The 23,666-nt window shown below is 70.0% G+C and carries 25 protein-coding genes; 17 read left to right on the top strand and 8 right to left on the bottom strand.

The window, feature by feature from the left end:
* Positions 1-145: 145 nt before the first annotated feature.
* Genes ABZ470_RS06010 through ABZ470_RS05995 form a run of 4 tightly spaced genes read right to left on the bottom strand, consistent with a single transcriptional unit; the run spans position 146 to position 4,838 of the window.
* Complete coding sequence (locus ABZ470_RS06010; protein WP_352009988.1) at positions 146-1,387, bottom strand: ROK family transcriptional regulator; 1,242 nt, start codon at positions 1,385-1,387, stop codon at positions 146-148.
* A gap of 6 nt (positions 1,388-1,393) precedes the next feature.
* On the bottom strand, positions 1,394-2,860 hold the full coding sequence (locus tag ABZ470_RS06005; RefSeq protein WP_362910275.1) for a glycoside hydrolase family 3 N-terminal domain-containing protein: 1,467 nt from the start codon (positions 2,858-2,860) through the stop codon (positions 1,394-1,396).
* Complete coding sequence (locus ABZ470_RS06000; RefSeq protein ID WP_362910273.1) at positions 2,857-3,807, bottom strand: BadF/BadG/BcrA/BcrD ATPase family protein; 951 nt, start codon at positions 3,805-3,807, stop codon at positions 2,857-2,859. The genes ABZ470_RS06005 and ABZ470_RS06000 overlap by 4 nt, the downstream gene beginning before the upstream one ends.
* On the bottom strand, positions 3,804-4,838 hold the full coding sequence (locus ABZ470_RS05995; RefSeq protein WP_362910271.1) for a hypothetical protein: 1,035 nt from the start codon (positions 4,836-4,838) through the stop codon (positions 3,804-3,806). Before ABZ470_RS05995 ends, ABZ470_RS06000 begins: the two co-directional genes overlap by 4 nt.
* A gap of 65 nt (positions 4,839-4,903) precedes the next feature.
* On the opposite strand from ABZ470_RS05995, the gene ngcE reads away from it, so the two are divergent.
* From ngcE to ABZ470_RS05945, 10 genes are all read left to right on the top strand, one after another.
* On the top strand, positions 4,904-6,298 hold the full coding sequence (gene ngcE / locus ABZ470_RS05990; protein ID WP_352009984.1) for an N-acetylglucosamine/diacetylchitobiose ABC transporter substrate-binding protein: 1,395 nt from the start codon (positions 4,904-4,906) through the stop codon (positions 6,296-6,298).
* Between the two features lie 12 nt (positions 6,299-6,310).
* On the top strand, positions 6,311-7,222 hold the full coding sequence (locus ABZ470_RS05985; RefSeq protein WP_362910269.1) for a sugar ABC transporter permease: 912 nt from the start codon (positions 6,311-6,313) through the stop codon (positions 7,220-7,222).
* The gene (locus ABZ470_RS05980) at positions 7,222-8,073 is read left to right on the top strand and encodes a carbohydrate ABC transporter permease (protein WP_352009982.1); all 852 of its coding nucleotides are present in this window, start codon (positions 7,222-7,224) and stop codon (positions 8,071-8,073) included. The genes ABZ470_RS05985 and ABZ470_RS05980 overlap by 1 nt, the downstream gene beginning before the upstream one ends.
* Positions 8,074-8,164: 91 nt before the next feature.
* A complete protein-coding gene (locus ABZ470_RS05975; protein ID WP_362910267.1) occupies positions 8,165-9,142 on the top strand; it encodes an adenylate/guanylate cyclase domain-containing protein in 978 nt (325 codons plus the stop codon).
* A 91-nt stretch (positions 9,143-9,233) separates the two neighbouring features.
* Positions 9,234-10,319, top strand: coding sequence for an S-(hydroxymethyl)mycothiol dehydrogenase (locus ABZ470_RS05970; protein WP_352009980.1), 1,086 nt, complete (start codon positions 9,234-9,236; stop codon positions 10,317-10,319).
* Complete coding sequence (locus ABZ470_RS05965) at positions 10,316-10,933, top strand: MBL fold metallo-hydrolase (protein WP_352009979.1); 618 nt, start codon at positions 10,316-10,318, stop codon at positions 10,931-10,933. Before ABZ470_RS05970 ends, ABZ470_RS05965 begins: the two co-directional genes overlap by 4 nt.
* 140 nt (positions 10,934-11,073) lie before the next feature.
* Positions 11,074-11,253, top strand: a complete 180-nt coding sequence (locus ABZ470_RS05960) for a (2Fe-2S)-binding protein (RefSeq protein ID WP_362910264.1) — start codon at positions 11,074-11,076, stop codon at positions 11,251-11,253.
* A 15-nt stretch (positions 11,254-11,268) separates the two neighbouring features.
* Positions 11,269-11,751 (top strand): bacterioferritin, encoded by a 483-nt coding sequence (gene bfr, locus ABZ470_RS05955; RefSeq protein ID WP_362772684.1) that lies wholly within the window; start codon positions 11,269-11,271, stop codon positions 11,749-11,751.
* Positions 11,752-12,010: 259 nt separating this feature from the next.
* The gene (locus ABZ470_RS05950; RefSeq protein ID WP_012888073.1) at positions 12,011-12,679 is read left to right on the top strand and encodes a response regulator transcription factor; all 669 of its coding nucleotides are present in this window, start codon (positions 12,011-12,013) and stop codon (positions 12,677-12,679) included.
* Between the two features lie 3 nt (positions 12,680-12,682).
* Positions 12,683-13,960 carry an ATP-binding protein gene (locus ABZ470_RS05945; protein WP_352009976.1) on the top strand — a complete coding sequence of 426 codons (1,278 nt, stop codon included), beginning with the start codon at positions 12,683-12,685 and terminating at the stop codon, positions 13,958-13,960.
* Positions 13,961-13,963: 3 nt separating this feature from the next.
* On the opposite strand, the gene ABZ470_RS05940 is transcribed toward ABZ470_RS05945, so the two are convergent.
* Positions 13,964-14,443: a GtrA family protein gene (locus ABZ470_RS05940; protein WP_362910262.1), complete on the bottom strand. Its 480-nt coding sequence runs from the start codon at positions 14,441-14,443 to the stop codon at positions 13,964-13,966.
* 381 nt (positions 14,444-14,824) lie between these two features.
* Here ABZ470_RS05940 and ABZ470_RS05935 point away from each other — a divergent pair, with 381 nt between their 5' ends.
* The 3 genes from ABZ470_RS05935 (at position 14,825) to ABZ470_RS05925 (ending at position 16,781) form a co-directional block, all read left to right on the top strand.
* Entirely contained in the window at positions 14,825-15,910 is a 1,086-nt protein-coding gene (locus ABZ470_RS05935; RefSeq protein ID WP_362910362.1) for a 5-(carboxyamino)imidazole ribonucleotide synthase, read from the top strand.
* A 43-nt stretch (positions 15,911-15,953) separates the two neighbouring features.
* Positions 15,954-16,457, top strand: a complete 504-nt coding sequence (purE, locus tag ABZ470_RS05930) for a 5-(carboxyamino)imidazole ribonucleotide mutase (RefSeq protein WP_352009974.1) — start codon at positions 15,954-15,956, stop codon at positions 16,455-16,457.
* A gap of 81 nt (positions 16,458-16,538) precedes the next feature.
* Positions 16,539-16,781 carry a hypothetical protein gene (locus tag ABZ470_RS05925; protein WP_362772679.1) on the top strand — a complete coding sequence of 81 codons (243 nt, stop codon included), beginning with the start codon at positions 16,539-16,541 and terminating at the stop codon, positions 16,779-16,781.
* Between the two features lie 61 nt (positions 16,782-16,842).
* On the opposite strand, the gene ABZ470_RS05920 is transcribed toward ABZ470_RS05925, so the two are convergent.
* Positions 16,843-18,060 (bottom strand): MFS transporter, encoded by a 1,218-nt coding sequence (locus ABZ470_RS05920; protein ID WP_362910260.1) that lies wholly within the window; start codon positions 18,058-18,060, stop codon positions 16,843-16,845.
* A 189-nt stretch (positions 18,061-18,249) separates the two neighbouring features.
* A complete protein-coding gene (locus ABZ470_RS05915; protein ID WP_362910258.1) occupies positions 18,250-19,068 on the bottom strand; it encodes an alpha/beta hydrolase in 819 nt (272 codons plus the stop codon).
* 233 nt (positions 19,069-19,301) lie between these two features.
* Between ABZ470_RS05915 and ABZ470_RS05910 the strand changes: the two genes are divergently transcribed.
* From ABZ470_RS05910 to ABZ470_RS05895, 4 genes are all read left to right on the top strand, one after another.
* Entirely contained in the window at positions 19,302-19,538 is a 237-nt protein-coding gene (locus ABZ470_RS05910) for a DUF397 domain-containing protein (protein WP_352009970.1), read from the top strand.
* Positions 19,539-19,600: 62 nt separating this feature from the next.
* Positions 19,601-21,085 carry an alpha/beta fold hydrolase gene (locus ABZ470_RS05905; RefSeq protein WP_362910256.1) on the top strand — a complete coding sequence of 495 codons (1,485 nt, stop codon included), beginning with the start codon at positions 19,601-19,603 and terminating at the stop codon, positions 21,083-21,085.
* A gap of 167 nt (positions 21,086-21,252) precedes the next feature.
* Positions 21,253-22,080 carry a helix-turn-helix transcriptional regulator gene (locus tag ABZ470_RS05900; protein WP_352009968.1) on the top strand — a complete coding sequence of 276 codons (828 nt, stop codon included), beginning with the start codon at positions 21,253-21,255 and terminating at the stop codon, positions 22,078-22,080.
* A complete protein-coding gene (locus tag ABZ470_RS05895) occupies positions 22,065-22,268 on the top strand; it encodes a DUF397 domain-containing protein (protein WP_352009967.1) in 204 nt (67 codons plus the stop codon). The genes ABZ470_RS05900 and ABZ470_RS05895 overlap by 16 nt, the downstream gene beginning before the upstream one ends.
* Before the next feature lie 47 nt (positions 22,269-22,315).
* Here ABZ470_RS05895 and ABZ470_RS05890 read toward each other — a convergent pair whose 3' ends face one another.
* Positions 22,316-23,635, bottom strand: a complete 1,320-nt coding sequence (locus ABZ470_RS05890) for a UDP-glucose/GDP-mannose dehydrogenase family protein (RefSeq protein ID WP_352009966.1) — start codon at positions 23,633-23,635, stop codon at positions 22,316-22,318.
* Positions 23,636-23,666 lie beyond the last annotated feature (31 nt).

Here is a 23,666-nt window from a genome sequence, read left to right as displayed (position 1 = left end):
GGTGAGCGGTCGAATCACATCGACCAGCGGTCAGGGGAATCCTGACCGTTTCATGACAACGGTGGTAACCGTCGGTGGTGCGGGGGAACACGGTCGGCGACGACGGTCACGGGGTCGTGGGCACCCCGGCGGGTGATGCCGCAGGTCAGACGTCTGAGCGCGGGCCCAGGCGGTCGACGGCGGCCGCGGCGTGCACCGCGTGCTCGCCGAGAAGCCGGGCGTGTGCCGCCTCAAGACTGAGGACGACCGCGCCGAAGACGGTGGCCAGCTCTCCGATGACGCTGCCGGAGACCACCAGGAACTCGTGCAGCGGCCGGGCAGCGGCCTGGACCGCCTCGACGACCTCGGGGACGTCGCCGATCTCGCCGCCGATCACCACGATGTCGGGATCGACGACGGCCGCCAGCGCGACACACGCCCTGGCCACGTCCCGCACGTACTCGTCGAGGACGGCCCGCACCTCGGCGGGGCCGGTCGCGACGTCGGCCAGGATCGCCCGCACCACGTCGCCGACGGAGGAGTCCTGGGCGCCGGGGGTGCTCGACCGGTAGGCGTCGACCAGGCGGGAGGCCGCGAGACGGTCCTCCATCGCGTACCGGGAGGCCTGTTCGGCGCCGTCGGCCCAGGGGAACGGCAGCCGGGAGAGTTCGCCCGCCGCGCCGTGGGCGCCCCGGACGAGGTGGCCCTCGTTGATGATCCCGGCGCCGACGCCGACGCCGAGCTGCAGGTAGGCCAGGCTCGGCACCTCGGCGCCGACCCCGAGCCGCATCTCGGCCACCGCCGAGCAGTTGACGTTGTTCTCCAGCCGGACCGGGCCGTCGTAGTGGTCCGCGAGCGCGCGGAGCAGGGCCGCGACGGCTCCCCGCTCCCGGTCGGCGTCGGCGGCCGAGACCTGGCGGCGGCCCGCGTCGACGATCTGCGGGACGGCGATCGTCACCGCGCGCAGCCGCCGCAGCCGGTCGGGCCGGGCGCACCACTCGGTGAGCTGCTCGACCGCCCGTTCCACGACCGAGGCGGACGGCTCGCGCCGCCGCGCGGTCCCGGGGCCGCCGGGTTCGGTGACGGAGACGTGCGCGCGGTCCGTCCCGGCGAGGTCGACGGCCATCAGCTCGATGTGGGAGCTGCCCAGGTCGACGCCGAGCGCCCAGCCGACCTCCTCGGCCGCCTCGAACACCACGGCGGGCTTGCCCGTCGCCGGGACGTGCCTGCCGTTGCGGCGCACGTATCCGGCGCCTTCGAGCGAGCTGACGGCGTCGTTGACGCTCGGCTTCGACAGGCCCGTCGCCGCGAGCAGCCGGGGCCGGGTGGTCGACCCGTGCCCCAGCGTGTGACTCAGGACGTGCCGCTGGGTGGGGGGCAGTTCCAGGGGACGGACGTCGTCATGCAATCGAGGTCACACCGTCTCGGTCAGGGCGCGTACGGCGGCGGCCGAGCTCGCCCTGGACGCGCCGAAGGTTCGAATCACGCCGGTGGCGTGGGGGTACTCCGTCCCCGGGTATCCCATGTCGACGACGACCAGGCGCGGGGCCCGCAGCCTCTCGAAGACCTCCGCGCTGCGGGGGTGCAGCGGCAGGTCCCGGACCACCGCGACCACCACGTCGGACGGCGCGACACCGGACAGGTCGGGAAGGCCGTGGATCGGCGGGCTCAGGACCAGGTCGTGGAACGGGACGCCGGCCGCGCGCAGCTCAGGCCCGATGCCCCACGGGACGGGTCCCGCCGCGATGGAGGTCCGGTCGTCGAAGGTCAGGACGTGCACGGCGCCCCCGGCGATCGAGACGTCGCCCTCGCGGACGGTCGCCCCCCACGCGGCCTCAAGGGCGATGGAACGCTCGGCCGTCGTGTCGGTCGCGCCCGGCGCGTCCGGCGTGCCGGGGTAGGCGCGGGCCATCGCCTGGATCCGCCGGTTGGCCTCCTCCAGCCGCTCGACGGGCAGTGCGCCGGACTCCGCCGCGGCGACGATCGCCTCGACGACGGCCCGGGTCGCCTCCTCGTACTGCTCGGCGCCCAGGCACAGCGCGTCGACACCGGCGCGCAGCGCGCCGACCGCGGCGGCGGGCAGCGACGAGGCGTGGTCGAGGACGCCGCGCATCTCCAGCGCGTCGGAGATGACGACGCCGTCGTAGCCGATCTCGTCGCGGAGCAGGTCGCCGATCACAGTCTCGCTCAGGGTGGTGGGGACACCGGGGTCGAGACAGTCAATCACGACATGGGCGGTCATCATGCTCGCCACGTTCGCGCCCGCGGCCCGTACGAAGGTCCGCAGGTGCTCCGACTCGAAGTCGGCGCGTTCGGCGGTGACCCGGCCGAGCGAGAGGTGCGAGTCGAGCAGGGATCCGCCGAGCCCTGGATAGTGCTTCAGGCAGGCCGCCACGCCCGCGCTCTGCAGGCCCTCGATCCAGGCCGCGGCGTGTTCGGCGTTGGCCTGCGGCGTACGGCCGTACGAGCGGGTGGTGATCGGGCTGGTCGGGCTGGTCACGTAGTCGCCGATGGGCGCGAGGTTGAAGTTGACGCCGAGGTCGCGCAGCTCGGCGCCGATGCCCCTGCCGACCGCCCTGGTGGCGTCGAGGTCGTCGTTCTCGCTCAGCACGCGGTTGCCGGGGTAGGGGCTGCCGCTGTCGTGGTGGATCCGGGTGACGTCGCCGCCCTCCTCGTCGATCCCCACGACGGCGTCGGGGCGCGCGTCCAGGATCTGCCGCACCAGCGCCGCGACCTGGGGCGGGGAGACGATGTTGCGGCCGAACAGGATGGCGCCGCCCAGTCCCTCCCGCAGCAGGTCGAGCAGCCACTGCGGGGCCGTGGTCCCCTCGAACGCGGGCAGTACGGTGCCAAGGGCGAGATGACGCAGATGGGATGTCATGTCAGTTGTTCCTCATCGTTGCATGAAGCAGCGTTGCGCAGGGCCAGTTTGGCGAGCCGGACGGCCCCGAGGACCGGCTCCGTGTCGAGAACCGACAGCGGCAGCGTCACCTCCTGGGCGACCAGCCCGGAGGCGAACGCGGCCCGGAAGGAGGGCTGCTTGACCATGATCGCACCGGCGCCGACGACGGCGTCGGCCCGGACACCGAGGCGCAGCGCCGTCACGACGTTGCCCGCGAGCCGCCAGGCGTTGTCGGTTATGGCCTGCCGGGCGCAGGGCGAACCGGCCTCGGCGCACTCGAAGACGCCCGGCGCGAGATCTCCGAGGGTCTCCCGGGCGCGTCGCACGGCCCCGGGGAGCCTGCGGTCCTCGGTGACGCCGAGCGCCCCGGCCACGAACCGGCCGAACACCGGGTCGCTCTCCTCACGGTCCAGGCCCGCGGTGTAGAGCCGGAGCGCGTCGACCACGATGCGCGGCGCGCTCCCGTGGTCGCCGAGCAGCCAGCCCCAGCCGTCGGTGAGCACCGTGACCCCGTCGGAGGTCAGCCCGCCGACCACCGCGCCGGTTCCGGCGATCACCGAGAGCGCGTGCTCCCACCCCCCGGCCAGGCCGACAAGCAGGGCGTCGTTGCAGACCCGCACGGCCACGCCGGGACCGAACTCGGCGGCGACCGCGGCCTCAAGCTCCCTGGTCAGCGCCTCGGAGTCACATCCCCGCGCCCCGACGCCGACCGCGGCCAGGATGTAACCACCGGGGGTGACCCGGCGCAGCGCGCCGTGGACCAGCCGGGCCCGCTCCACGGGCGACAGGTCGTTCCAGCCCGTGTTCGACCTGGTCTCCGTGACGAGCTGTTCGCCGGTGATCGCGTCCTCGACGCGGACCCTCAGGTACGAGCCGCCGATGTCGAGGCCCGCGACGCCGCGACGCGGCCGGTCGACCGTGCTCACGCGGCCGTCACGACCTTCGTGTCGAGGCGGGTGAACACCGGGTCCTCGGGGTGGCGGCCGGTGGTCGCGCAGGCCTCCTGGACGACCATCTGGAAGATCACGCTCGCCGCGATGGACAGCTCGGCGTCGGACAGCCCCGGCAGGTGGATCTGGTGCAGGGGGCCGCCTCCGCCGTACTCGATCGGGTCGGCTCCGATGAGGTGGACGGTGGAACCGTGGTCGGCCAGCTGCCGGGCGAGCAGCGCCTCCGACCCGCGGTTCACGATCAGGTGGACGGTGCCCGGCTTGGCGCTGTCCATGAAGCCGTGCAGGTAGGACCGGGTGTCGAAGGCGGAGGCGGGGATCGTGAGGCCCTCACGGAACAGCAGCGAACCCCCCTCGGCCGCGGCCAGCCCCGCCCCTGAGGAGACCAGGTCGACGTGGCCCGCGGCCAGCAGGTCGGCCGCCATACGACTCGCGGCCCCGCGCCACCGCGTCACCGTGGCCAGCCGTCCGCCGAAGGAGCGCCAGCGCTCCTCGTCGACACCGCCGGTGAGGTGCTCGGCCAGCAGGGCCAGGGCCAGGGCGGTGGCGGTGTAGCCGACGGTCGAGACCCGGGAGTCCGCGACGTCGCCCAGCCACAGGTGCCGCGGCGTCAGGTCGGCCACCGGCGAGGGCACCCGGTTGACGACGCTCATACGCGACTCGACGGGAGCCGCCGACAGCGCGCGCACGATCTCGACGCTGCGCCCCGACTGGGAGATCCCCAGATACGTCGTCCCCGGCCGCACGTGCTCGGCGGTGAAGTCGGCCCCGGTCAGCAACTCGCACGAGACCCCCCGCGCGGTGAGCCCCGCCGTCAGCACGTGGGCCGCGGCACGGCTCGCCCCGATCCCGAACACGACCAGGCGCCGCGTCTGTGGCGCGGTGTGGCGGCGGAGCAGGTCCGGCAGCGTCGTGGCGAGCCGCGTCAGCGCCTCGGGCTGGCTGTCGAAGGCCTGGTCGAAGGTGTTCCATGGCGGGCTCTGAGGATTGCCGGTTGCTGTAGCCATGTTAGTAAGGTAGCTTACCTTACTCAGGATCGTCAAAAGCTCAGGATCCTGTGGAGGTACATCTCATGAACGACCGTCCGTCTCCGCTCCAGCCGACCCGTCGCTCGGTTCTGGCGCTCCTCGCCCTCTCCCCTGTGGCGGGTGCGCTGGCCGGCTGTGCCACCGGCGGCACCCGGCAGAGCGCCGCCCCGGCCGCCACTCCGACCGGGGCCGCGGCCGCGGGCAACCCGTTCGGGGTGGCCCAGGGCGCGCCTATCGAGGTCGTCGTCTTCGACGGCGGCTACGGCCAGACCTACATCAAGCTGCCCGTCGAGCTGTACCAGGGCAAGCATCCCAAGGCCAAGATCACCCAGACGGCGACCCAGCAGATCCAGCAGTCCCTCCAGCCGCGCTTCGTCGCCGGAAACCCGCCGGACGTGGTGAACAACTCCGGCTCCAACGCCATCGACTACGGCGCGCTCGTCAAGGACGAGGCACTGCTGCCCCTCCTTCCGCTGCTGGACGCCCCCTCGTGGAGCGATCCAGCGGCCAAGGTGCGCGACACCCTGCGCCCCGGTGTGGTCGAGGTGGGCACGCACGGCGGCCAGTTCACGGTCCTGAACTACTCCTACGGCGCCTACGGCGCGTGGTACAGCTCCGCGCTGTTCAAGGAGAAGGGGTGGACCTACCCCCAGACGTGGGACGAGTACCTCACGCTGTGCGACAAGATGGCCACCGCGGGCATCGCCCCGTGGACCTACCCCGGCCAGTTCCCGTACTACATGTTCTGGTGGCTGGCCTCGATGATCTACAAGGTGGCCGGCAAGGAGGTCATCGACAAGATCAACAACCTTGAGAAGGACGCCTGGACCGACGAGCGGGCCGTCGCCGCCCTGAAGGCCTTCGAGGCGATCCCCGCCAACGGCTGGGTGCTCAAGGGAAGCTCCGGGCTGAACCACACCGACGCGCAGATGCAGTTCCTGCTGGGCAAGGCCGGTTTCGTCCCGGGCGGCTCCTGGCTGGAGAAGGAGATGGGCGACAGCGTCCCGGCGGGCTTCGACATGTCGATCTGCCGCGTCCCGTCGATCACCGCGAACGACGACCGGCCCTTCGGGGCCCTGTGCGCCAAGGCGGGCGAGCCGTACATCGTCCCGCGCTCGGCGAAGAACACCGCGGGCGGCCTGGAGTTCCTGCGGGCGATGCTCTCCGACGAGAGCGCCGCGAACTTCATCGCCCAGGCGGGCACCCTGTCCTCCAACCGCAGGGCGAAGCTGCCCAAGGACGCCAAGCACGGTCTCGTGTCGATCGACGCCGCGCTGGCCGAGGCGGGCGACAACGTCTTCGGCGTCACCCTCGACACCCGTGACAGCCGGCTGTGGGGCGACATCGCCAAGGTGATGGGACGCTTCATGAACGGTGACGTGAAGGCGGACCAACTCGCCAAGGAGGCTCAGCGCCTCACCGACGCGGCCCGCGGCTAGGACGAGCACCCCATGCGCAACCGGCACCAGAGCCGTGTCATCGTCGGCTTCCTCGCCGCGCCCGTCGTCCTGTACACGGTGTTCGTGGCCTCGCCATACGTGCAGGCGTTCTACATCGCCCTCACCGACTGGCGGGGCCTGTCAGCCGAGGTGGACCTCGTCGGCCTGGCCAACTTCGCCGAACTGTCCGGTGACCCGGTGTTCTGGAAGGCACTGCTCAACAACCTGATCCTGCTGGTGACCCTGCCCGTGGTCACCATAGGACTGGCGCTGTTCCTCGCCTTCATGCTCAACGCCGCGGGCGGGCCCCGCAGCGGAGAGATCCGGGGCGTGTGGGGCGCCGGGTTCTACCGGGTCGTCTACTTCTTCCCGTACATCCTGTCGATCGCGATCATCGGTGTGCTGTGGACGAACATCTACAACCCCATCAACGGCCTGCTCAACGGCGCGCTGCGCGCCGTCGGCCTCGAACAGGTCCAGCCGTCGTGGCTCGGTGACGAACGGCTCGCCTTCTGGGCCGTGCTCGCCGTACTGGTCTGGAACGGCGTCGGCTTCTACGTCGTGCTCTTCACCGCGGGCATCAAGGCCATCCCGGCCTCGCTGCTTGAGGCGGCGGTGCTCGACGGCGCGTCGAGAACCCAGATCTTCTTCCGCATCACGATCCCGCTGATCTGGGAGAACGTCCGGACGGCGACGGTCTATCTGGGAATCGCCGCACTGGACGCCTTCGCCGTGGTGCAGATCATGACCGGCGGCGGGCCGAACGACTCGACCCAGGTCGCCTCGTTCTACCTCTACCAGAACGCGTTCTCCTACGGCCGTTTCGGCTACGCCTCCGCGATGGGCGTCGTGCTCTTCGCCGTCACCCTCGCCCTGTCCGCCTTCACGCTCCGGGCGACCCGTAGAGAGAGGATCGAGTTCTGATGGCCACCGCCACGGGCCCGCGAAGGTCGTCCGGCCCCACGATCGCCGTCGCCCAGGTGTTCCTGGTCCTGTGGGCCGTGATCTCGACCGCGCCGCTGCTGTGGGCCGTCGTCAGCTCCCTCAAGTCGGATCCCGAGATCGTCGCCGACCCGTGGTCGCTGCCCGCGGCCCTGCGCTGGGAGAACTTCGCCCGGGCCTGGGACAGCGCCTCCATCGGGACGTACTTCGGCAACACCGTCATCGTGGTCGGCGGCGGCGTCACGCTGACGCTCCTGCTGTCGGCCATGGCCGCCTACGTGTTCGCCCGCTTCGAGTTCCGTCTCAAGGGAGTGCTCTACTACTTCTTCGTCGCCGGGATGACCTTCCCGGTCTTCATGGCGCTCGTCCCGCTGTTCTTCGTGGTCCAGAACCTGGGGCTCGGCGACTCGCTGCCCGGCCTCATCCTGGTCTACACGGCCTACTCGCTGCCCTTCTCCATGTTCTTCCTGGTGGCCTTCTTCCGCACGCTGCCGGGGGAGATCGCCGAGGCCGCCACACTCGACGGCTGCGGGGAGATCGCGACCTTCTTCAGGGTCATGCTGCCGATGGCCAAACCGGGACTCATCAGCGTCGGGATCTTCAACTTCATCGGCCAGTGGAACCAGTACCTCATCCCGCTCGTCCTCGTCAGCGACGACAGTAAGTTCGTGCTGTCACAGGGACTGGCCAACCTGGCGGTCGAACAGGGCTACGCCGGTGACCGCTCGGGCCTCTTCGCGGGTCTCACGATCGCCATGGCGCCGATCCTGATCGTCTACGCCCTCCTGCAGGGCAGGGTCCAGGCGGGGATGACGGCCGGTGCGCTCAAATAGGAGCTCGCCGGTCTGACCCGGAGAGTGCGGGCGGTGGCGTAACCTCCTGGGCGGAAGCCTGAGCACGACGGAGGGGACGGCGAAGAGGAACGTGGCGCAACGTCCGACGGCCGAGCAGATCGAGCGCCTGTTCGTCGGCACCTCGCCCCGCTACACCCGGGTCGAGGTCGCCGAGCTGGCGCGGCTGCCGCAGGAACTCACCGAACGGATCTGGCGGGCGCTCGGCTTCGCCACGCTGGCCGACGACGCGGTCGCCTTCACCGACGCCGACGTTGCCGCGCTCGGCCGGGTCAGGGCGATGCTGGAGGACGGCCCGCTGGACGAGCGGGCCGTCATCAGGATGACCAGGGCGATCGGCCAGACGACCGCCAGGCTGGCGCAGTGGCAGGCCGAGATCATGGTCGGCGCCGTGCTCGACGGGCAGGGACGGCCGAGCGACGCCGACCTCGCCGCGGTCCTGGAGGCCTCCCGCAGGCTGTTGCCCGACTTCGAGCAGGTGCTGGTCCACGTCTGGCGGGCCCAGCTCGCCGCGGCCGGGACCCGCCTGCTCGCCACGACCGACCTCAGCGAGGAGATCGTGCCGAACCGGCTGACCCTCGCGGTCGGCTTCGCCGACCTGGTCTCCTTCACCCAGCTCTCCCGCGAACTGGACGAGAACGGCCTGGCCGACCTGGTCGAGGGGTTCGAGTCACGCGCCGCTGACGTGGTCGCCACGTACGGCGGGCGGCTGGTCAAGACGCTCGGGGACGAGGTGCTGTTCACCGCCGCGGAGCCGCGGACGGCCGCGGGGATCGCGCTCGGCCTGGTCGAGGCGATCCGCGACTACGGTCCCGAGGTACGCGTCGGGCTCGCCTACGGCCCCGTGGTGCCGATGATGGGCGACGTCTTCGGGACCACGGTCAACCTGGCCGCGCGGCTGACGGCCATCGCCCGTCCCGGCACGATCATCGCCGACGGCGAGCTGGCCGAGGCCGTCGAGGGGGCGGTGGGGGTCACGGTCCAGCGCATGCGCCGCCGTCCCGCGCGTGGGCTCGGCATGGTCCAGCCGTACGTGCTCAGAAGGGCCTGACGGGAGCCCGGTCCGGCCTGGTAAGCATGGACACCGGGGTGCCCGGTGAGGCACCGCCACGATGCCAGACGATCAAGGACGAGGTGCAGACATGCCGTACACCGTGCAGGGCGTGGTCGCGCGAGGCAAGGGGGAGCCCGTCTCCCTGGAGACCGTCCACGTGCCGGACCCGGGTCCGGGCGAGGCGGTGGTGAACGTCCAGGCGTGCGGGGTGTGCCACACCGACCTGCACTACCGCGAGGGCGGGATCAACGACGAGTTCCCGTTCCTGCTCGGCCACGAGGCCGCCGGGGTGGTCGAGGCGGTCGGTGAGGGTGTCACCGACGTCGCGCCCGGTGACTACGTGATCCTGAACTGGCGGGCGGTCTGCGGGCAGTGCCGCGCCTGTCGCCGGGGCCGTCCGTGGTACTGCTTCAGCACCCACAACGCCACCCAGCCGATGACCCTTGAGGACGGCACGCCGCTCAGCCCGGCCCTGGGCATCGGCGCCTTCGCCGAGAAGACCCTCGTGGCCGCCGGGCAGTGCACCAAGGTCGACCCGGCGGCCCCGGCGACGGCCGCCGGGCTGCTCGGCTGCGGCGTGATGGCGGGCATCGGCGCCGCGATCAACACCGGCGGCGTGACCAGGGGCGACAGCGTGGCCGTCATCGGCGTCGGCGGGGTCGGTGGCGCCGCCGTGCACGGTGCCCACCTGGCGGGCGCGACGAAGATCATCGCGGTGGACATCGACGACCGCAAGCTCGCCTGGGCCAAGGAGTTCGGCGCGACCCACACCGTCAACTCCCGCGAGAGCGACCCGGTCGAGACGATCAAGGAGCTCACCGGCGGCAACGGCGCGGACGTGGTGATCGAGGCGGTCGGCCGTCCCGAGACCTACCGGCAGGCCTTCTACGCCCGCGACCTGGCGGGCACCGTGGTCCTCGTGGGCGTCCCGACCCCGGAGATGACGATCGAGCTGCCGCTGCTCGACGTCTTCGGCAGGGGCGGGGCGCTGAAGTCCTCCTGGTACGGCGACTGCCTGCCCAGCCGTGACTTCCCCATGCTCATCGACCTCTATCTCCAGGGACGGCTGAATCTGGACGGCTTCGTCTCCGAGACGATCGGCCTCGGTGACGTCGAGGAGGCCTTCGCCAAGATGCACCGCGGCGAGGTGCTGCGCTCGGTGGTGGTCCTGTGATCGACCGGGTCGTCACCTCGGGGACGTTCTCGCTGGACGGCGGGACGTGGGAGGTGGACAACAACGTCTGGCTGGTCGGTTCCGAGCGCGAGGTCGTGGTGGTCGACGCCGCGCACGACGCGGCGGCCATCGCCGGGCGGATCGGCGACCGGGAGGTCAGGGCGATCGTCTGCACGCACGCGCACAACGACCACATCGACGCGGCGGCCGACCTGGCCGCCCGGGTCGGCGCGCCGATCATGCTCCACCCGGCGGACCAGGTCCTGTGGGAGATGGTCTACCCGGACCTGCCGTACACGCCGCTCGGGGACGGGCAGGTGATCACCGCGGGCGGCGTCGAGCTGACCGTGCTGCACACCCCCGGCCACACGCCGGGCGCGGTGTGCCTGCACGCGCCCGAACTGGGCGTGGTCTTCACCGGCGACACGCTGTTCAACGGCGGCCCCGGGGCGACGGGCAGGTCCTTCTCCTCCTTCGAGACGATCATCGGGTCGATCGGGGAGAGGCTGCTCACCCTGCCGGGTGAGACGGTGGTCGAGACCGGCCACGGCGAGTCGACCACGATCGGCGCGGAGGCCCCGCATCTCCAGGAGTGGATCGCGAGGGGGCACTGATCGTCTGACGCGCCGGGACACGCGCGGCGGGGAAATGTTCTTCGTGTGGTCTACATCACATAGGAAAGCCTTACTGAATGCGTTATGTTAGGTATGCCTTACCTAGTTTGTAGTGCACCTGAGAAAGGCCTTTTCCCGCCGTGTATGTCTGCGTCTGCCGCGCCGTCACCGAAAACGAGGTGCATGACTGCATAGCGTCAGGAGCCAGCAGCGCGCGCCAGGTTCGTGACCGGACCGGTGCGGGTGGTGACTGCGCCTCCTGTGTGCGGAAGATCTGTGCGATCCTGAAGCGGTCTGAAGACTTGTTGCCGACCGCTTAGCCCGAGGAGCCCGCCATGCAGGGCGACAAGAAGATCATAGAGTTGCTGAACGAACAGCTCACGGCAGAGCTGACCGCGATCAACCAGTACTTCCTGCACGCGAAGATGCAGGAGAACTGGGGATACACCAGACTCGCGAAGTACACCCGCGAAGAGTCCATCGACGAGATGCGCCACGCGGAGAAACTGACGGATCGAATCCTCTTTCTCGAAGGCCTGCCCAACTATCAGCGGCTAGGTACGCTGCACATCGGCCAGACCGTCGAGGAGCAGCTGAGATCCGACCTCAACATCGAGCTTGAGGTCGTCAACCGGTTGAAGCCCGCGATCATTTTCATGCGGGAAAAGGGTGACGCCACCTCCGCTCGCCTCTTCGAGGAGATCCTTGAGGACGAGGAACACCACATCGACTATCTGGAGACGGAGCTGGGGCTGATCAGCAGCCTGGGCGAGCAGCTCTACCTGGCTCGCTACGCCGAGCCACCGTCGGCCTCCTGAGGTTGATCGTCCGAACACGCCCGCCGAATTCCTTTCGGAGGGCGTGTTCTGTTTTGTCGGAAACATTTGAGGGAACGGCCGGCGGGGCTGCCCTTTCCAGGTGGTTCTGATGCGGGAGCGCTACCGCGAAGGCTCCAGCCGTTGCGGGACGACTATCCGGGATTTATCAGTGTTTGCCCAGGTCAATGGATAGGTCAATGACGAGTCAAACCGCGCGCTGTGCCCGGGAAACGATCCCTTAAGGTCCTACGATCGCAACATGACCTGTGTACTTCTCGCCGAGGACGATACCTCGATCTCCGAGCCACTGGCGCGCGCGCTGCGTCGGGAGGGCTACCAAGTCGAGGTGAGCCCCGACGGCCCGCAGGCCCTGGAACGGGCGCTGTCGGGTGGCATCGACTTGATTGTTCTTGACCTGGGCCTTCCTGAGATGGACGGCCTGGAAGTCGCAAGACGCATACGCGCAGAGGGGCACGGCACGCCCGTGCTCATCCTCACCGCCCGTGTCGACGAGGTCGACACCGTGGTCGGCCTCGATGCCGGGGCCGACGACTACGTCACCAAGCCGTTCCGGCTCGCCGAACTCCTGGCCAGGGTTCGCGCGCTGCTGCGGCGCGGCACCTCTGAGACGCCCGTCGTCCAGGGGGTGCGCATCGACGCCGACTCCCGTCGCGCGTGGATGGGCGACAAGGAGCTCCACCTGACGACCAAGGAGTTCGACCTGTTGCGCGTCCTGGTCCGCGACGCCGGGAAGGTGGTCACCCGCGAGCAGATCATGCGCGAGGTGTGGGACACCAACTGGTGGGGCTCGACCAAGACCCTGGACATGCACATCTCATGGCTGCGCCGCAAACTGGGGGACGACGCCGCCAAGCCGCGATACATCACGACCGTGCGAGGGGTTGGCTTCCGCTTCGAACGCGAGTAGGGAATGCGCCGCCGCCTGCTCTCCTCAACCCTGCTTGTCGCCGTCATCGGGGTGTTGCTGCTGGGCATCCCCCTGGGCGTCGCGGTGAACCGGCTGATCGAGGAAGAGGCGACCCAGGAGCTTTCCTCCCAGGCCAAAAGCCTGCTGGGGGAGGTGGAGTATGCCCGGATTCAGGACCAGCCCGTCGATCCGGAGCAGCTCAAGCGCAAATACCCCGACCGATATATCCAAGTCTATGCGAAAGGGACTCCCCCCCAGGTGACGATGGTGGGGACCGAGCCCCCCGACAGTCGCAAGATGACCCAGGACGCCCAGTCGGAGAACGGCGTGTACGTCGCGGTCAGCCGGGACAAGACGCAGGTGGAGCGGGAGGTCAGGGCATGGCTCCTGCTCATCCTGGCGCTGGCCGCCGCGGCCCTCGCGGTCGCGGTAGGGCTCGCGGTCGTGCAGTCACGCCGGCTGACACTGCCGCTCAGCGACCTGGCCATGATCGCCGAGCGGCTGGGCTCCGGCGACGCGAGACCCAGCAAACACCGCTACGGCATCCAGGAACTCGACCGGGTCGCCGAGGTGCTGGACCGCAGCGCCACCCGGATCTCGGACCTGCTGGCCAGGGAACGGGAGTTCGCGACCGACGCCTCGCACCAGCTCCGCACCCCTCTCACAGGTCTGACCATGCGACTTGAGGAGATCGTGGCGGCCGCGCACGAGCCGGGAATCGTCAAGGAGGAGGGCGAGGCGGCCATCGTGCAGGCGGAGCGGCTCACGGCGGTGATCGACGAACTACTGGCGGCGGCGAGAAGGCAGCGGCAGGCGCAGGCGGACGCCGTCACTCTGGACGACGTGCTCGACCAGCAGTTCATCGAGTGGGGCCCGGCCTTCCGCAGGGTGGGACGCAAGCTGAAGCTGTCCGGGACGCGCGGCCTGCAGGCGCTCGGCACCAGCGGAGGCGTCAGCCAGGTGATCTCCACGCTGCTGGAGAACTCCCTCGAACACGGCGGCGGCACCGTGACGGTCACCACCAGTGACAAGGACAGGTCGATCGTGATCGAGGTCGCGGACGAGGGGCAGGGGGTCTCCGACGAACTCGCCGGACGGATCTTCGAAAGGAACGTCAGCGGAGGTGGGGGCACCGGACTCGGGCTGACCCTGGCGCGGGCGCTGGCCGCCGCGGACGGCGGCCGTCTCGAACTCATCCGTCCTCGTCCGGCGGCCTTCGCACTGTTCCTGCGCCAGGTGGACGACACCACGAGAAACCGGGTGGTCAGCGGCCCCGCGTGAGTCCTAGAGGACCCGGGTGTTCTCGTTCGGGAGCTCCCTGGGGATGTCCTCGGTCGCGGCCAGGAAGACCCACTTCTTGTAGGACCAGAACCTGAAGAGCGTCCCCAGGCCGACACCGACCAGATTGGAGATGTTGAAGCTCAGCGGGTCGGTCAGTTTGAGGGTGTACTGGGTGAAGCCGATGCACAGCAGCCCGATCAGCAGCCCGATCCCGTTGAGCAGGAAGAACAGGAAGTACTCCCTGGCCAGGCCGCTCTGCTCGCGGTGCCTGAAGGTCCAGTAACGGTTGCCGAGGTAGGCGAAGGTGGCGGCCACGGTCGTGGCGGCGACCTTGGAGGTCAGCGGCCCCTGGTGCAGGACGTACTGCATGAAGTTCAGCCCGCCGGTGTCGATGACGAAGGCGATGGCTCCGATGACCCCGAACTTGGACAGCTCGTGGATCAGGCCGACGAGCTGCTTGTAGGCGCGTCGCAGAAACAGCACGTCTCCCACACGGTCCCTTCGGATGGCTGAGGCCGTCGCTGGGAGGACCTCGGACGTTGTTCTGTCAGGTTACCGGCGCACCCGCTCGTCCCGTGTTTCGGCTGACCAGATGTTCCGCAAGCAGTCAGTTACGGTGTTTCAAGAAATATCGGATTTATGGCGATAAATCTAGGCGTATGGCGTTACTCCGGCCCGGGATGTCACACCTGGCACTCACGGCAAAACATGACCGGCCCCACGCCGTACCCGGTGGCGCGGGGCCGATGCCCCTGCCGGTTCCCGTGCGGAGGGCCGGTAAACTCGACCGACGTGAGCAGCCCTTCCCCGGTCAGTCCCATCGGTCCCGTCGTCGGCGTCATCGGAGCAGGTCAACTGGCCCGGATGACCCAGCAGGCGGCCATCGCCCTCGGGATCGAGCTGCGGGTGCTGGCCAACTCCCTCGACGAGAGCGCGGCCAGGGTGATCGCCGACACCAGGCTCGGCGACTACCGCGACCTGGCGGTCCTGCGTGACTTCGCCAAGGGGTGCGACGCGATCACCTTCGACCACGAGCACGTGCCGACCGAGCACGTCCGGGCGCTGACCGAGGACGGCTTCGCCGTACACCCCGGTGCCGAGGCGCTGGTGCACGCCCAGGACAAGGCGGTGATGCGTGAGCGGCTGACCGCGATCGGCGCTCCCTGCCCGCCGTGGCGGCGGATCGCCTCCGTCGAGGACGTGACGGGGTTCGCCGCAGAGCACGGCTGGCCGGTCGTGCTCAAGGCGGTGCGCGGTGGCTACGACGGGCGGGGCGTGTGGGTCTGCCGGTCGGCGGAGGAGGCCGCCGAGGTGCTGGCCGGCGGGGTGCCGCTGATGGCCGAGACGTTCGTGCCGTTCGAGCGTGAGCTGGCCGTCCTGGTCGCCAGGTCGCCGCACGGACAGGGTGTCAGCTACCCCGTCGTGGAGACCGTCCAGCGTGACGGCATCTGCGTCGAGGTGCTCGCCCCCGCCCCGGGGCTCGACCCCGAGCGGGCCGCGCAGGCGCAGCGGATCGCCCTGAAGATCGCCCACGAGCTGGGCGTGACCGGGCTGCTGGCCGTCGAGATGTTCGAGACCGCCACCGGGCTGGTCGTCAACGAGCTGGCCATGCGCCCGCACAACAGCGGCCACTGGACCATCGACGGCGCCCGCACCTCCCAGTTCGAGCAGCACCTGCGCGCGGTGCTCGACCTGCCGCTCGGCTCGCCCTCACTGGCGGCCCCCGTCGTGGTGATGGCCAACCTCCTGGGCGGCGACGACCCGGACCTGTTCTCCCGCTACGAGCACGTCATGGCGCACGACCCGGGAGTCAAGATCCACTTCTACGGCAAGGACGTACGGCCCGGCCGCAAGATCGGCCACGTCACCGCCCTCGGCACCGACCTGGACGAGGTCAGGGCGCGCGCCCAGCACGCCGCGGTCTACCTGTCCGAGGGCCGCTACACGTGAACGTCCGTAAGCGCGGCCGCGGGCCGCGAGGCGAGGAGAGAGCATGACCGCCGTCGGTATCGTCATGGGCAGCGACTCCGACTGGCCGGTGATGCGGCTGGCCGCCGAGGCGCTGGCCGAGTTCGACGTCCCCTTCGAGGCCGACGTGGTCTCGGCGCACCGCATGCCCGAGGAGATGATCGCCTACGGCAAGCAGGCGGCGGGGCGCGGCCTGAAGGTGATCATCGCGGGGGCCGGGGGCGCCGCCCACCTGCCCGGCATGCTCGCCTCGGTGACCCCGCTGCCGGTGATCGGTGTCCCGGTGCCACTGAAGTATCTCGACGGCATGGACTCCCTGCTCTCGATCGTCCAGATGCCCGCCGGGGTCCCGGTCGCGACCGTCGCCGTCGGCGGCGCGCGCAACGCGGGGCTGCTGGCCGTACGGATTCTGGCGGCCTCGGATGAGGCGCTGCGGGTCCGGATGGAGGGCTTCCAGGAGTCGCTGCGGGACCAGGCCCACGCCAAGGGCGCCAAGCTGCGCGCCGAGGCCGCCTCCCTCGGCGGCTGATCCCTCCCTCCTCATCCGTGTGGATATCTCCCGCCCTTCGGGGCAGGAGAGGACCTTCGGCGGGATGAGGAGGGAGGAATCATGAGAAACGTGATACGGACCACCCTCGGGGTGACGGTCCTGATCCTGGCGGTCCTCGGCGGCATGGGAGCCGGCACCCGCCGCCCCCTCACCTCAGGGCAGGCGGCACTCCCGGCCCCCACGCCGGGAGAAGCGGGCAACAGCCGGATCCTCCAGCGGCGCGCCCCCGACGGGCTGGTCGAACACCCGGCGGGCCGCCACGTGCCCGGTCACCGCGACCCTGGACTTCGGCCGGCGTGGTGACCGGTCACCGGGCAGGCACTCCACGCACGGCGCGGGGCGGCGCGGGCGGGTGGGAGACGGCCTAGCGGGAGCCCGTCGAGGCGGACGGGGCAGGGGCGGAGCCGTACGCGAGGGCGGCGGCGACGCAGAGGTACGGCGCGGCGAACAGCGCGAAGATCACGCCATGCGCGGCGAACGGCGAAAGAGCGGCGTAGACGCCGTAGACCACCACCGTGCCCGCGTCCATGCCGATGCCCGCGAACGAGGTCACCGTGGCCCGGCTCGGCCCGGTGATCCGCCGCTGGAGCCTGGCGTCGGCGATCACGCTCGCCAGCTGGAAGACGCAGAAGCCCGCGCCGACCGCGACCAGCCCGGCGGGCCGCTCCGTCAGCGCCCCGGTCGCCATGACGAGCGAGGCCAGGGCGAGCACCGCGGCGAAGGCCCTGACCGGCATCCTGTTCGCGCCCCCGGCCAGCAGGCCGCCGACCGCGACGCCACCCCAGACGATCAGCACGAGCAACGGCACGGTCGCCTCGGAGACGCCGGTCGCCGCCGCGAGCAGCGGGACGTACTCCTCAAGACCACCCCAGACCGCCGTCACCACCGCGACGAGCAGCAGGGCGCCCCGGACCGGCCGGTTGTCCCGCACCTCGCCCAGGCCCGCCCGCAGCACGGCCACATACCCGCTCGCGTCATCGTGCCGCGCCGAGGCCACCCGGTGCTCGGGCAGCGCCATACCGGTCAGGGCGCACAACACGCAGGTCAGCACACTGGCCACACCGAGGGCGAAATACCCGCCGACGCTCAGCACCGGGGTCGCCGCCGCGGTGGCCGCCGCGACGGCGACGAGCCCGATGGCACGGACCCTGCCCATCACCGTGGCATAGCGCCCGGCCTCACCCAGATGGTCGAGCTCCTCGTAGACGAGCGCCTCCATCGAGCCGGAGCGGAGCGAGGAACCCGCGCTCCAGAGCACGAACCCGAGCGCGAACGACCAGTAGGCCGGAACCAGGAACCACAGGGCGTAACCCACCGCGGACAGCAGCGGCCCCACCGACAGCAGCAGACGACGGGAGACGGCGTCGGCCCACGCGCCCGAGGGAACCTCCAGCAGCATGCCGCAGACGGCGCCGATGACGAACAAGGAGGAGATCTCGGGCACCGACAGGCCGTGGTCGGCGAACAGCAGAGCGTAGACCGGATAGAGGAGGACGAAGTCCTCAAGGGCCGCGTAGAGGTAGAGGGGACGGGTCAGCCGCTTCACGCGGGCGCCCGACGCACGCGGAGAAAGTGCGATCATGAGGTCTTTCCACGAGACGAGATGGGACGGGGCTCCAGGTGCTCTGAGGCGCCAGGTGGCCCACGGCATCCGCTCTCGTTTCGACCTCTGGTCGTTCATCAATGTCGTCGGATCATGCCAGGAGTATACGGACGTTCTGCCCGTGTCCGTCCTCCCGTTTTTCCCCTCGGCCGTCCGGCGGAACGCCCGTCAGCCCTTGATCAGGTCAAGGATGTCGTTGTTCAGCTGCTCGCTGTGGGTGGCGAACAGGCCGTGGCCGCCGGTGGGGTACTCCTTGTAGACGCAGCCCGGCACCAGCTGCGCGGTGCGCCTGCCGGTCATCTCCACGATCGCGGACTGGTCGGCCGTGCCGTGCACCACCAGCGTGGGGACGGTGATCGCGCGCAGGCCCTCGCGGTGGTCGGCGTGGAAGGTCGAACGCCACACCTCGATCGTCGCCCACGGCGCGGTGTCCAGGCACCGCCGCAGCGTGAGGTCGACCAGCGCGGGCGAGGCGTCGTTGCCCAGGTGGGTGGCGTAGAACCCCTGCGCCCGCTGGGCGAACCACTTGGGCCGGTCCTTCCTGAACTGGGCGATCACCGCCTCGCAGAGCATCTCGGGCGCGCCCTGCGGGTTGTCGTCCGTCCGCTTCAGGAACGGCAGCACCGCCGAGACGAACGCGACCCGCGAGACCCGCTCCTCACCGTGCCTGACCAGGTAACGCGCCACCTCGCCGCCACCGGAGGAGTGCCCGACCAGGGTGATCTCCCGCAGGTCGAGGTGCTCGACCAGGGTGGCGAGGTCGTCGGCCCTGGTGTCGATGTCGTATCCCCCCGAGGGACGGTCGGAGCGGCCGTGCCCACGCCTGTCGAGGAGGACGCACCGGTAGCCCTGCTCGACGAAGAACGGCACCTGGTACTCCCACATGTCGGCGCCCAGCGCCCAGCTGGCCACGAACACGATTGGCTTGCCGGTGCCGTAGTCCTCGTAGGCGAGGCGGGTGCCGTCGGCGGTCTCGAAGTACGGCATGGCAATCTCCTCAGGATCTTTCGGTTGTTTCGCTGATCAGAACGTTATTGAAGTCAATCAAGGGAGGAATCAGTCATCCGTTAGGTAATCGCGTACGGTCCTGTCCGCCGCCGGTCGTCGCCGCGGATACTGTGTGCGGGAATCCGGCACGGGGGAGAACGTCACCGGTCATCCTGGATCTCCGTATGAAGGTGCCCGGCGCGGCGCCGACCCGACAGCGAAGGTGATGAGAGATGGACGTTGACCTGAGCAAGGCCGTCTGGCGCAGGGCGGTCACGGGTGACGACCCCACCGAGGACTGCGTCGAGGTGGCCGTGATCGACCCGGTCGACTCCGGCCACAAGGCGGGCCTCGGCTCGCTGTACGTGCTGCGCGACTCGAAGAACCCCGAAGGCCCGAAGCTCTTCTTCACCCGCTCGGAGTGGGAGGCCTTCGTGGGCGGCGTGAAACTCGGCGAGTTCGACAACTGACCGACGCCGGGGTCGAAGTTTGGGTCTGGTGGCGGGCCGGGTGAGGATCAACAATCCCGATCGTGACCTTGACTTCGATCGCTCTCGCCCTGTCCCTCACCCTGCCCGGTGTGTCCGCCCCCGCCCAGGAGACCACCTGGTGTCCTGAGGTTCCCGGCCACCGGGTCGAGTGCGGAACGCTTCCCCGGCCCCTCGTCCAGGGAAGGCCGGACCTGGGCGCCGTCACCGTCGGATACGCACGAATCCTCCGGCGGGAGACGGCCAGCCCCGCCAAGGGGACGATCCTCGTCAATCCCGGTGGCCCGGGAGGACAGGCGATCGCCCAGCACGAGACGTTCACCGCCCTGCTCGGGGGCCTGCTCGCCGACCACGACCTGCTGCTCGTCGATCCCCGGGGAGTGGGCCGGTCGGGCCCCCTGACCTGCGGCGTTCCCGCGGGTGCCGTGGTGACCGAACCACGGGAGGGCCTGTTACGGCTGGTCGGCCGCTGCGCGGACAACCTCGGCCCGCGCGCCGTCGGCTACACCTCGGCCGCGACCGCCGACGACCTCGACGCCGTCAGGGCCGCCCTGGGCATCCCCAAGGTCATGCTGTACGGACTCTCCTACGGCACCTACCTGCTGCCCGTCTACGCCCAGCGGCATCCGGAGCGGGTCCAGTCGGCGGTGTTCTCCGCCGCCTACCCCATCGGCCTCGACCCGCTGGGCAGGGAGAGCGCCCAGGCCGTCTCCCTGACGCTGCGGCGGATCTGCGAGCGGAGCGGGGCCTGCGACGGGGAGCGGGCCGTACGGGACCTGGGCAGGGTGGCCGCCAGGCTGCGGGCCGTACCCGCGCGGGTGCCCCTCACCGTCGGCGGACGGAACAGGTGGGTCGCGCTCACCGAGGACAGGTTCGCGCAGCTGGTCTACTCCTCGGCCAGCGTCGCCGTCGGGGCGGTGCCCTCGGAGGTCCCGGTCGTCGGCAGGCTGCCCAGGGCGTTGCGCGGCGCGGCCCGGGGGGACGACCGTGAGCTGGTCGCCCTGATGGGGGAGATCATGGCGGGAGACCTGGCGGCCTACGAGGGCATGGACATGGGCATCGCGGCCACCGTCTCGTGCAACGACTACCCCCGCCCGTGGCCGGTCGGGGCCTCGCTCGCCGAACGGCGCCGCCACTTCGAACGCGCGGTCGGACGGGCCAGGCCCGGCGAGTTCGGCGCGTTCAGCCCCCTGGGATTCGCCAGGGCGCAGGCCGACGCCGGGGACTACTGCCTGCGCTGGCCCGCCAAGGGCACCGGCAGGCCGTACATCTCGACGGGGAGCTTCCCCGACGTGCCGGTGCTGGTGCTCAACGGCGACCTGGACGGCATCACCGCCGAGGCCAACGGGCGCAAGGCCGCCGCGCAGTTTCCCCGGGGGGTCTTCGTGTCCGTGCCCAACGTCGGCCATGTGTCGGAGTTCGAACCCAGCGGGTGTGTCGCGGGCGTTGTGACCGCGTTTCTCCGTGACGGCCGGACGCCGGACACCTCGTGCCTGGCGGCCATCCCCCCGGTCAAGGTCTCTGGGTGATCGCCGGGGTTTCGCTTTGCTGATCTTGACGTGTTTTGGGGATGCGCTTCCAAACGAGACGGTGTCACATTACCGTGCGTGATGCAGTTGTCACTGAAGGCATGATCGTGTCCCCTGATGACCGGTCATGCTGCGATACCGGTGTGAGACGTAAGACAGGAGTTCGGATGCCATCGTCGCGTGAGCTCGACAGCGGGTCAGGCCCGCTGGCGTTCTTCGCAGCAGAGCTTCGCCGCCTGCGCGACCAGGCCGGATGGACCCAGGAGCAGCTCGCAGAGGCGATCTCCTCCTCCGTCTCCCTGGTCGGGATGGTCGAGACCGCCAAGCGCAATCCGTCGCGTGACTTCATCGAGCGCTGTGACCGGATGCTCAACACCGAGGGGACGCTCATGCGGATCTGGCCGATTCTCAGCCAGGCCGCCTATCCCGTCTGGTTTCGTCCATGGGTGGGGATCGAACGCAGGGCGCACGTTCTCAAGAACTGGCAGCCGCTGGTCTTCCCCGGCCTGCTGCAGACCCCCGACTACGCCCGCGCCCTGCTGAAAGGCAGGCGGACGATGCCGGAGGAGCGGATCGAGGAGCTGGTCGCCGCCAGGATCGAACGGCAGAGCCTGCTGCACGGCGCCAATCCACCCCTGTTGTGGGCGGTGCTGGACGAGAGCATGCTCTACCGGCGGGTCGGCAGCCCCGAGATCATGCGCGGTCAGATCGCGGCCGTCATCGCGGCGATGGAGAACCGTCACATCTCCATCCAGGTGATGCCGGGGGACGCCAGCGTCACGGCCGGTCTGAGCGGGGCGTTCGTCATCGCCGGAATCGAGGGCACCACGGACACCGCCTACGTGGAATGCGCGATCGAAGGGCGGGTAACGGATCATCCGCGTGACGTGGCGGAGGTCAGCAGACGCTACGAGGAGCTTCGCACCGAGGCCATGTCCCCGGGGGCGAGCATCGATCTCATGACGAAGGTGATGGAGACATGGAAGCAGACCTGAGCGGGGCCGTGTGGCGTAAGGCGTCGTTGAGCAGCGACAACGGCGGAGAGTGCGTCGAGATGGCCGCGGTCGGCCCGCTGTTCGCGCTACGTGACTCCAAGGACCCCGACGGGCCGAAGCTGATCCTCACCCGTACGGCGTGGCGGGCGTTCCTCGGTGAGGTCAGGCAGGGTTCGTTCGACGTCTGATCAACCGGCCCCCTGACGCTCTCACGCGCAGGGGGCCGTCGCGTGTGTCAGGGGCGCCCCAGGGCGCGGTAGTGCCAGCCGGCCTCGCGCCAGACCTCGGCGTCGAGGGCGTTACGGCCGTCGACGATCTTGCGCCTGGCGACCACGGAGCCCAGGGCCTCGGGGTCGAGGTCGATGAACTCCTGCCACTCGGTCAGCAGCAGTACGACATGGGCGTCGCGGGCGGCGTCGAGGGCGGATTCGCCGTAGGCGAGCTGGGGATGTGCCCGGCGGGCGTTCTCCTGGGCCGCCGGGTCGTAGACGGTGACCTGGCCGCCCTGCCGGCTGATCGTGACGGCGACGTCGAGGGCGGGGGAGTCGCGGATGTCGTCGGAGTTCGGCTTGAACGCGGCGCCGAGGACGGTCACCGTACACCCGTGGAAGGAGCCGCCGGTCAGCTCGCGGGCCAGGTCGACCATACGGGCGCGGCGGCGCATGTTGATCGCGTCGACCTCGCGCAGGAAGGTCAGCGCCTGGTCGGCGCCGAGCTCTCCGGCGCGGGCCATGAAGGCGCGGATGTCCTTGGGCAGGCAGCCGCCGCCGAAGCCCAGGCCGGGGTTGAGGAACTTGCCGCCGATGCGGTCGTCGAAGGACAGCGCCAGCGACAGCTGCTTGACGTCGGCGTGGGCGGCCTCGCAGACCTCGGCCATCGCGTTGACGAAGGAGATCTTGGTCGCGAGGAAGGCGTTGGCGGCGACCTTGACCAGCTCGGCGGTGGGGTAGTCGGTGATCACCAGGGGGGTCTGGCGTTCGAGCATGGCGGCGTAGACCTCGCGCATGACCTTCTCGGCCTTCTCCGAGGCGACGCCGAGCACGATCCGGTCGGGATACAGCGTGTCCTTCACGGCGAAGCCCTCGCGCAGGAACTCCGGGTTCCAGGCCAGCTCGGCGCCGGAGCCGATGGGGGCGAGCCGTGCGAGCTTCTCTGACAGGCGTTGCGCGGTGCCGACCGGGACCGTCGACTTGCCGACCACCAGGCACTCACGTTCCAGGAACGGTGCCAGCGACTCGACCGCGGCGTCCAGATGGGAGACGTCCGCGCCGTACTCTCCGGGCTTCTGCGGGGTGCCCAGGCACAGGAAGTGCACATCCCCGAAGGCCGCGGCCTCCTCGTAGGAGGTGGTGAAGCGCAGCCGTCCGTTGGCGAGATTGCGCCGGAGGATCTCCTGAAGGCCGGGTTCGTAGATAGGCAGGTCCCCGGCCTGCAGGCGGGCGATCTTCTCCGCATCCACGTCGACGCCGAGGACTTCGAAGCCCAGCTCCGCCATGCATGCCGACGTCGTCGCACCCAGGTATCCGGTTCCCACCATCGTCAGGCGGTAGGCCACTGGTGTTCCTTTCGGTTTCTGCCCGATTCTG

The organism is Streptosporangium sp. NPDC020072 (assembly GCF_040631445.1).
Lineage (GTDB): Bacteria > Actinomycetota > Actinomycetes > Streptosporangiales > Streptosporangiaceae > Streptosporangium.
This window is presented reverse-complemented; position numbering and strand designations above follow the sequence as displayed.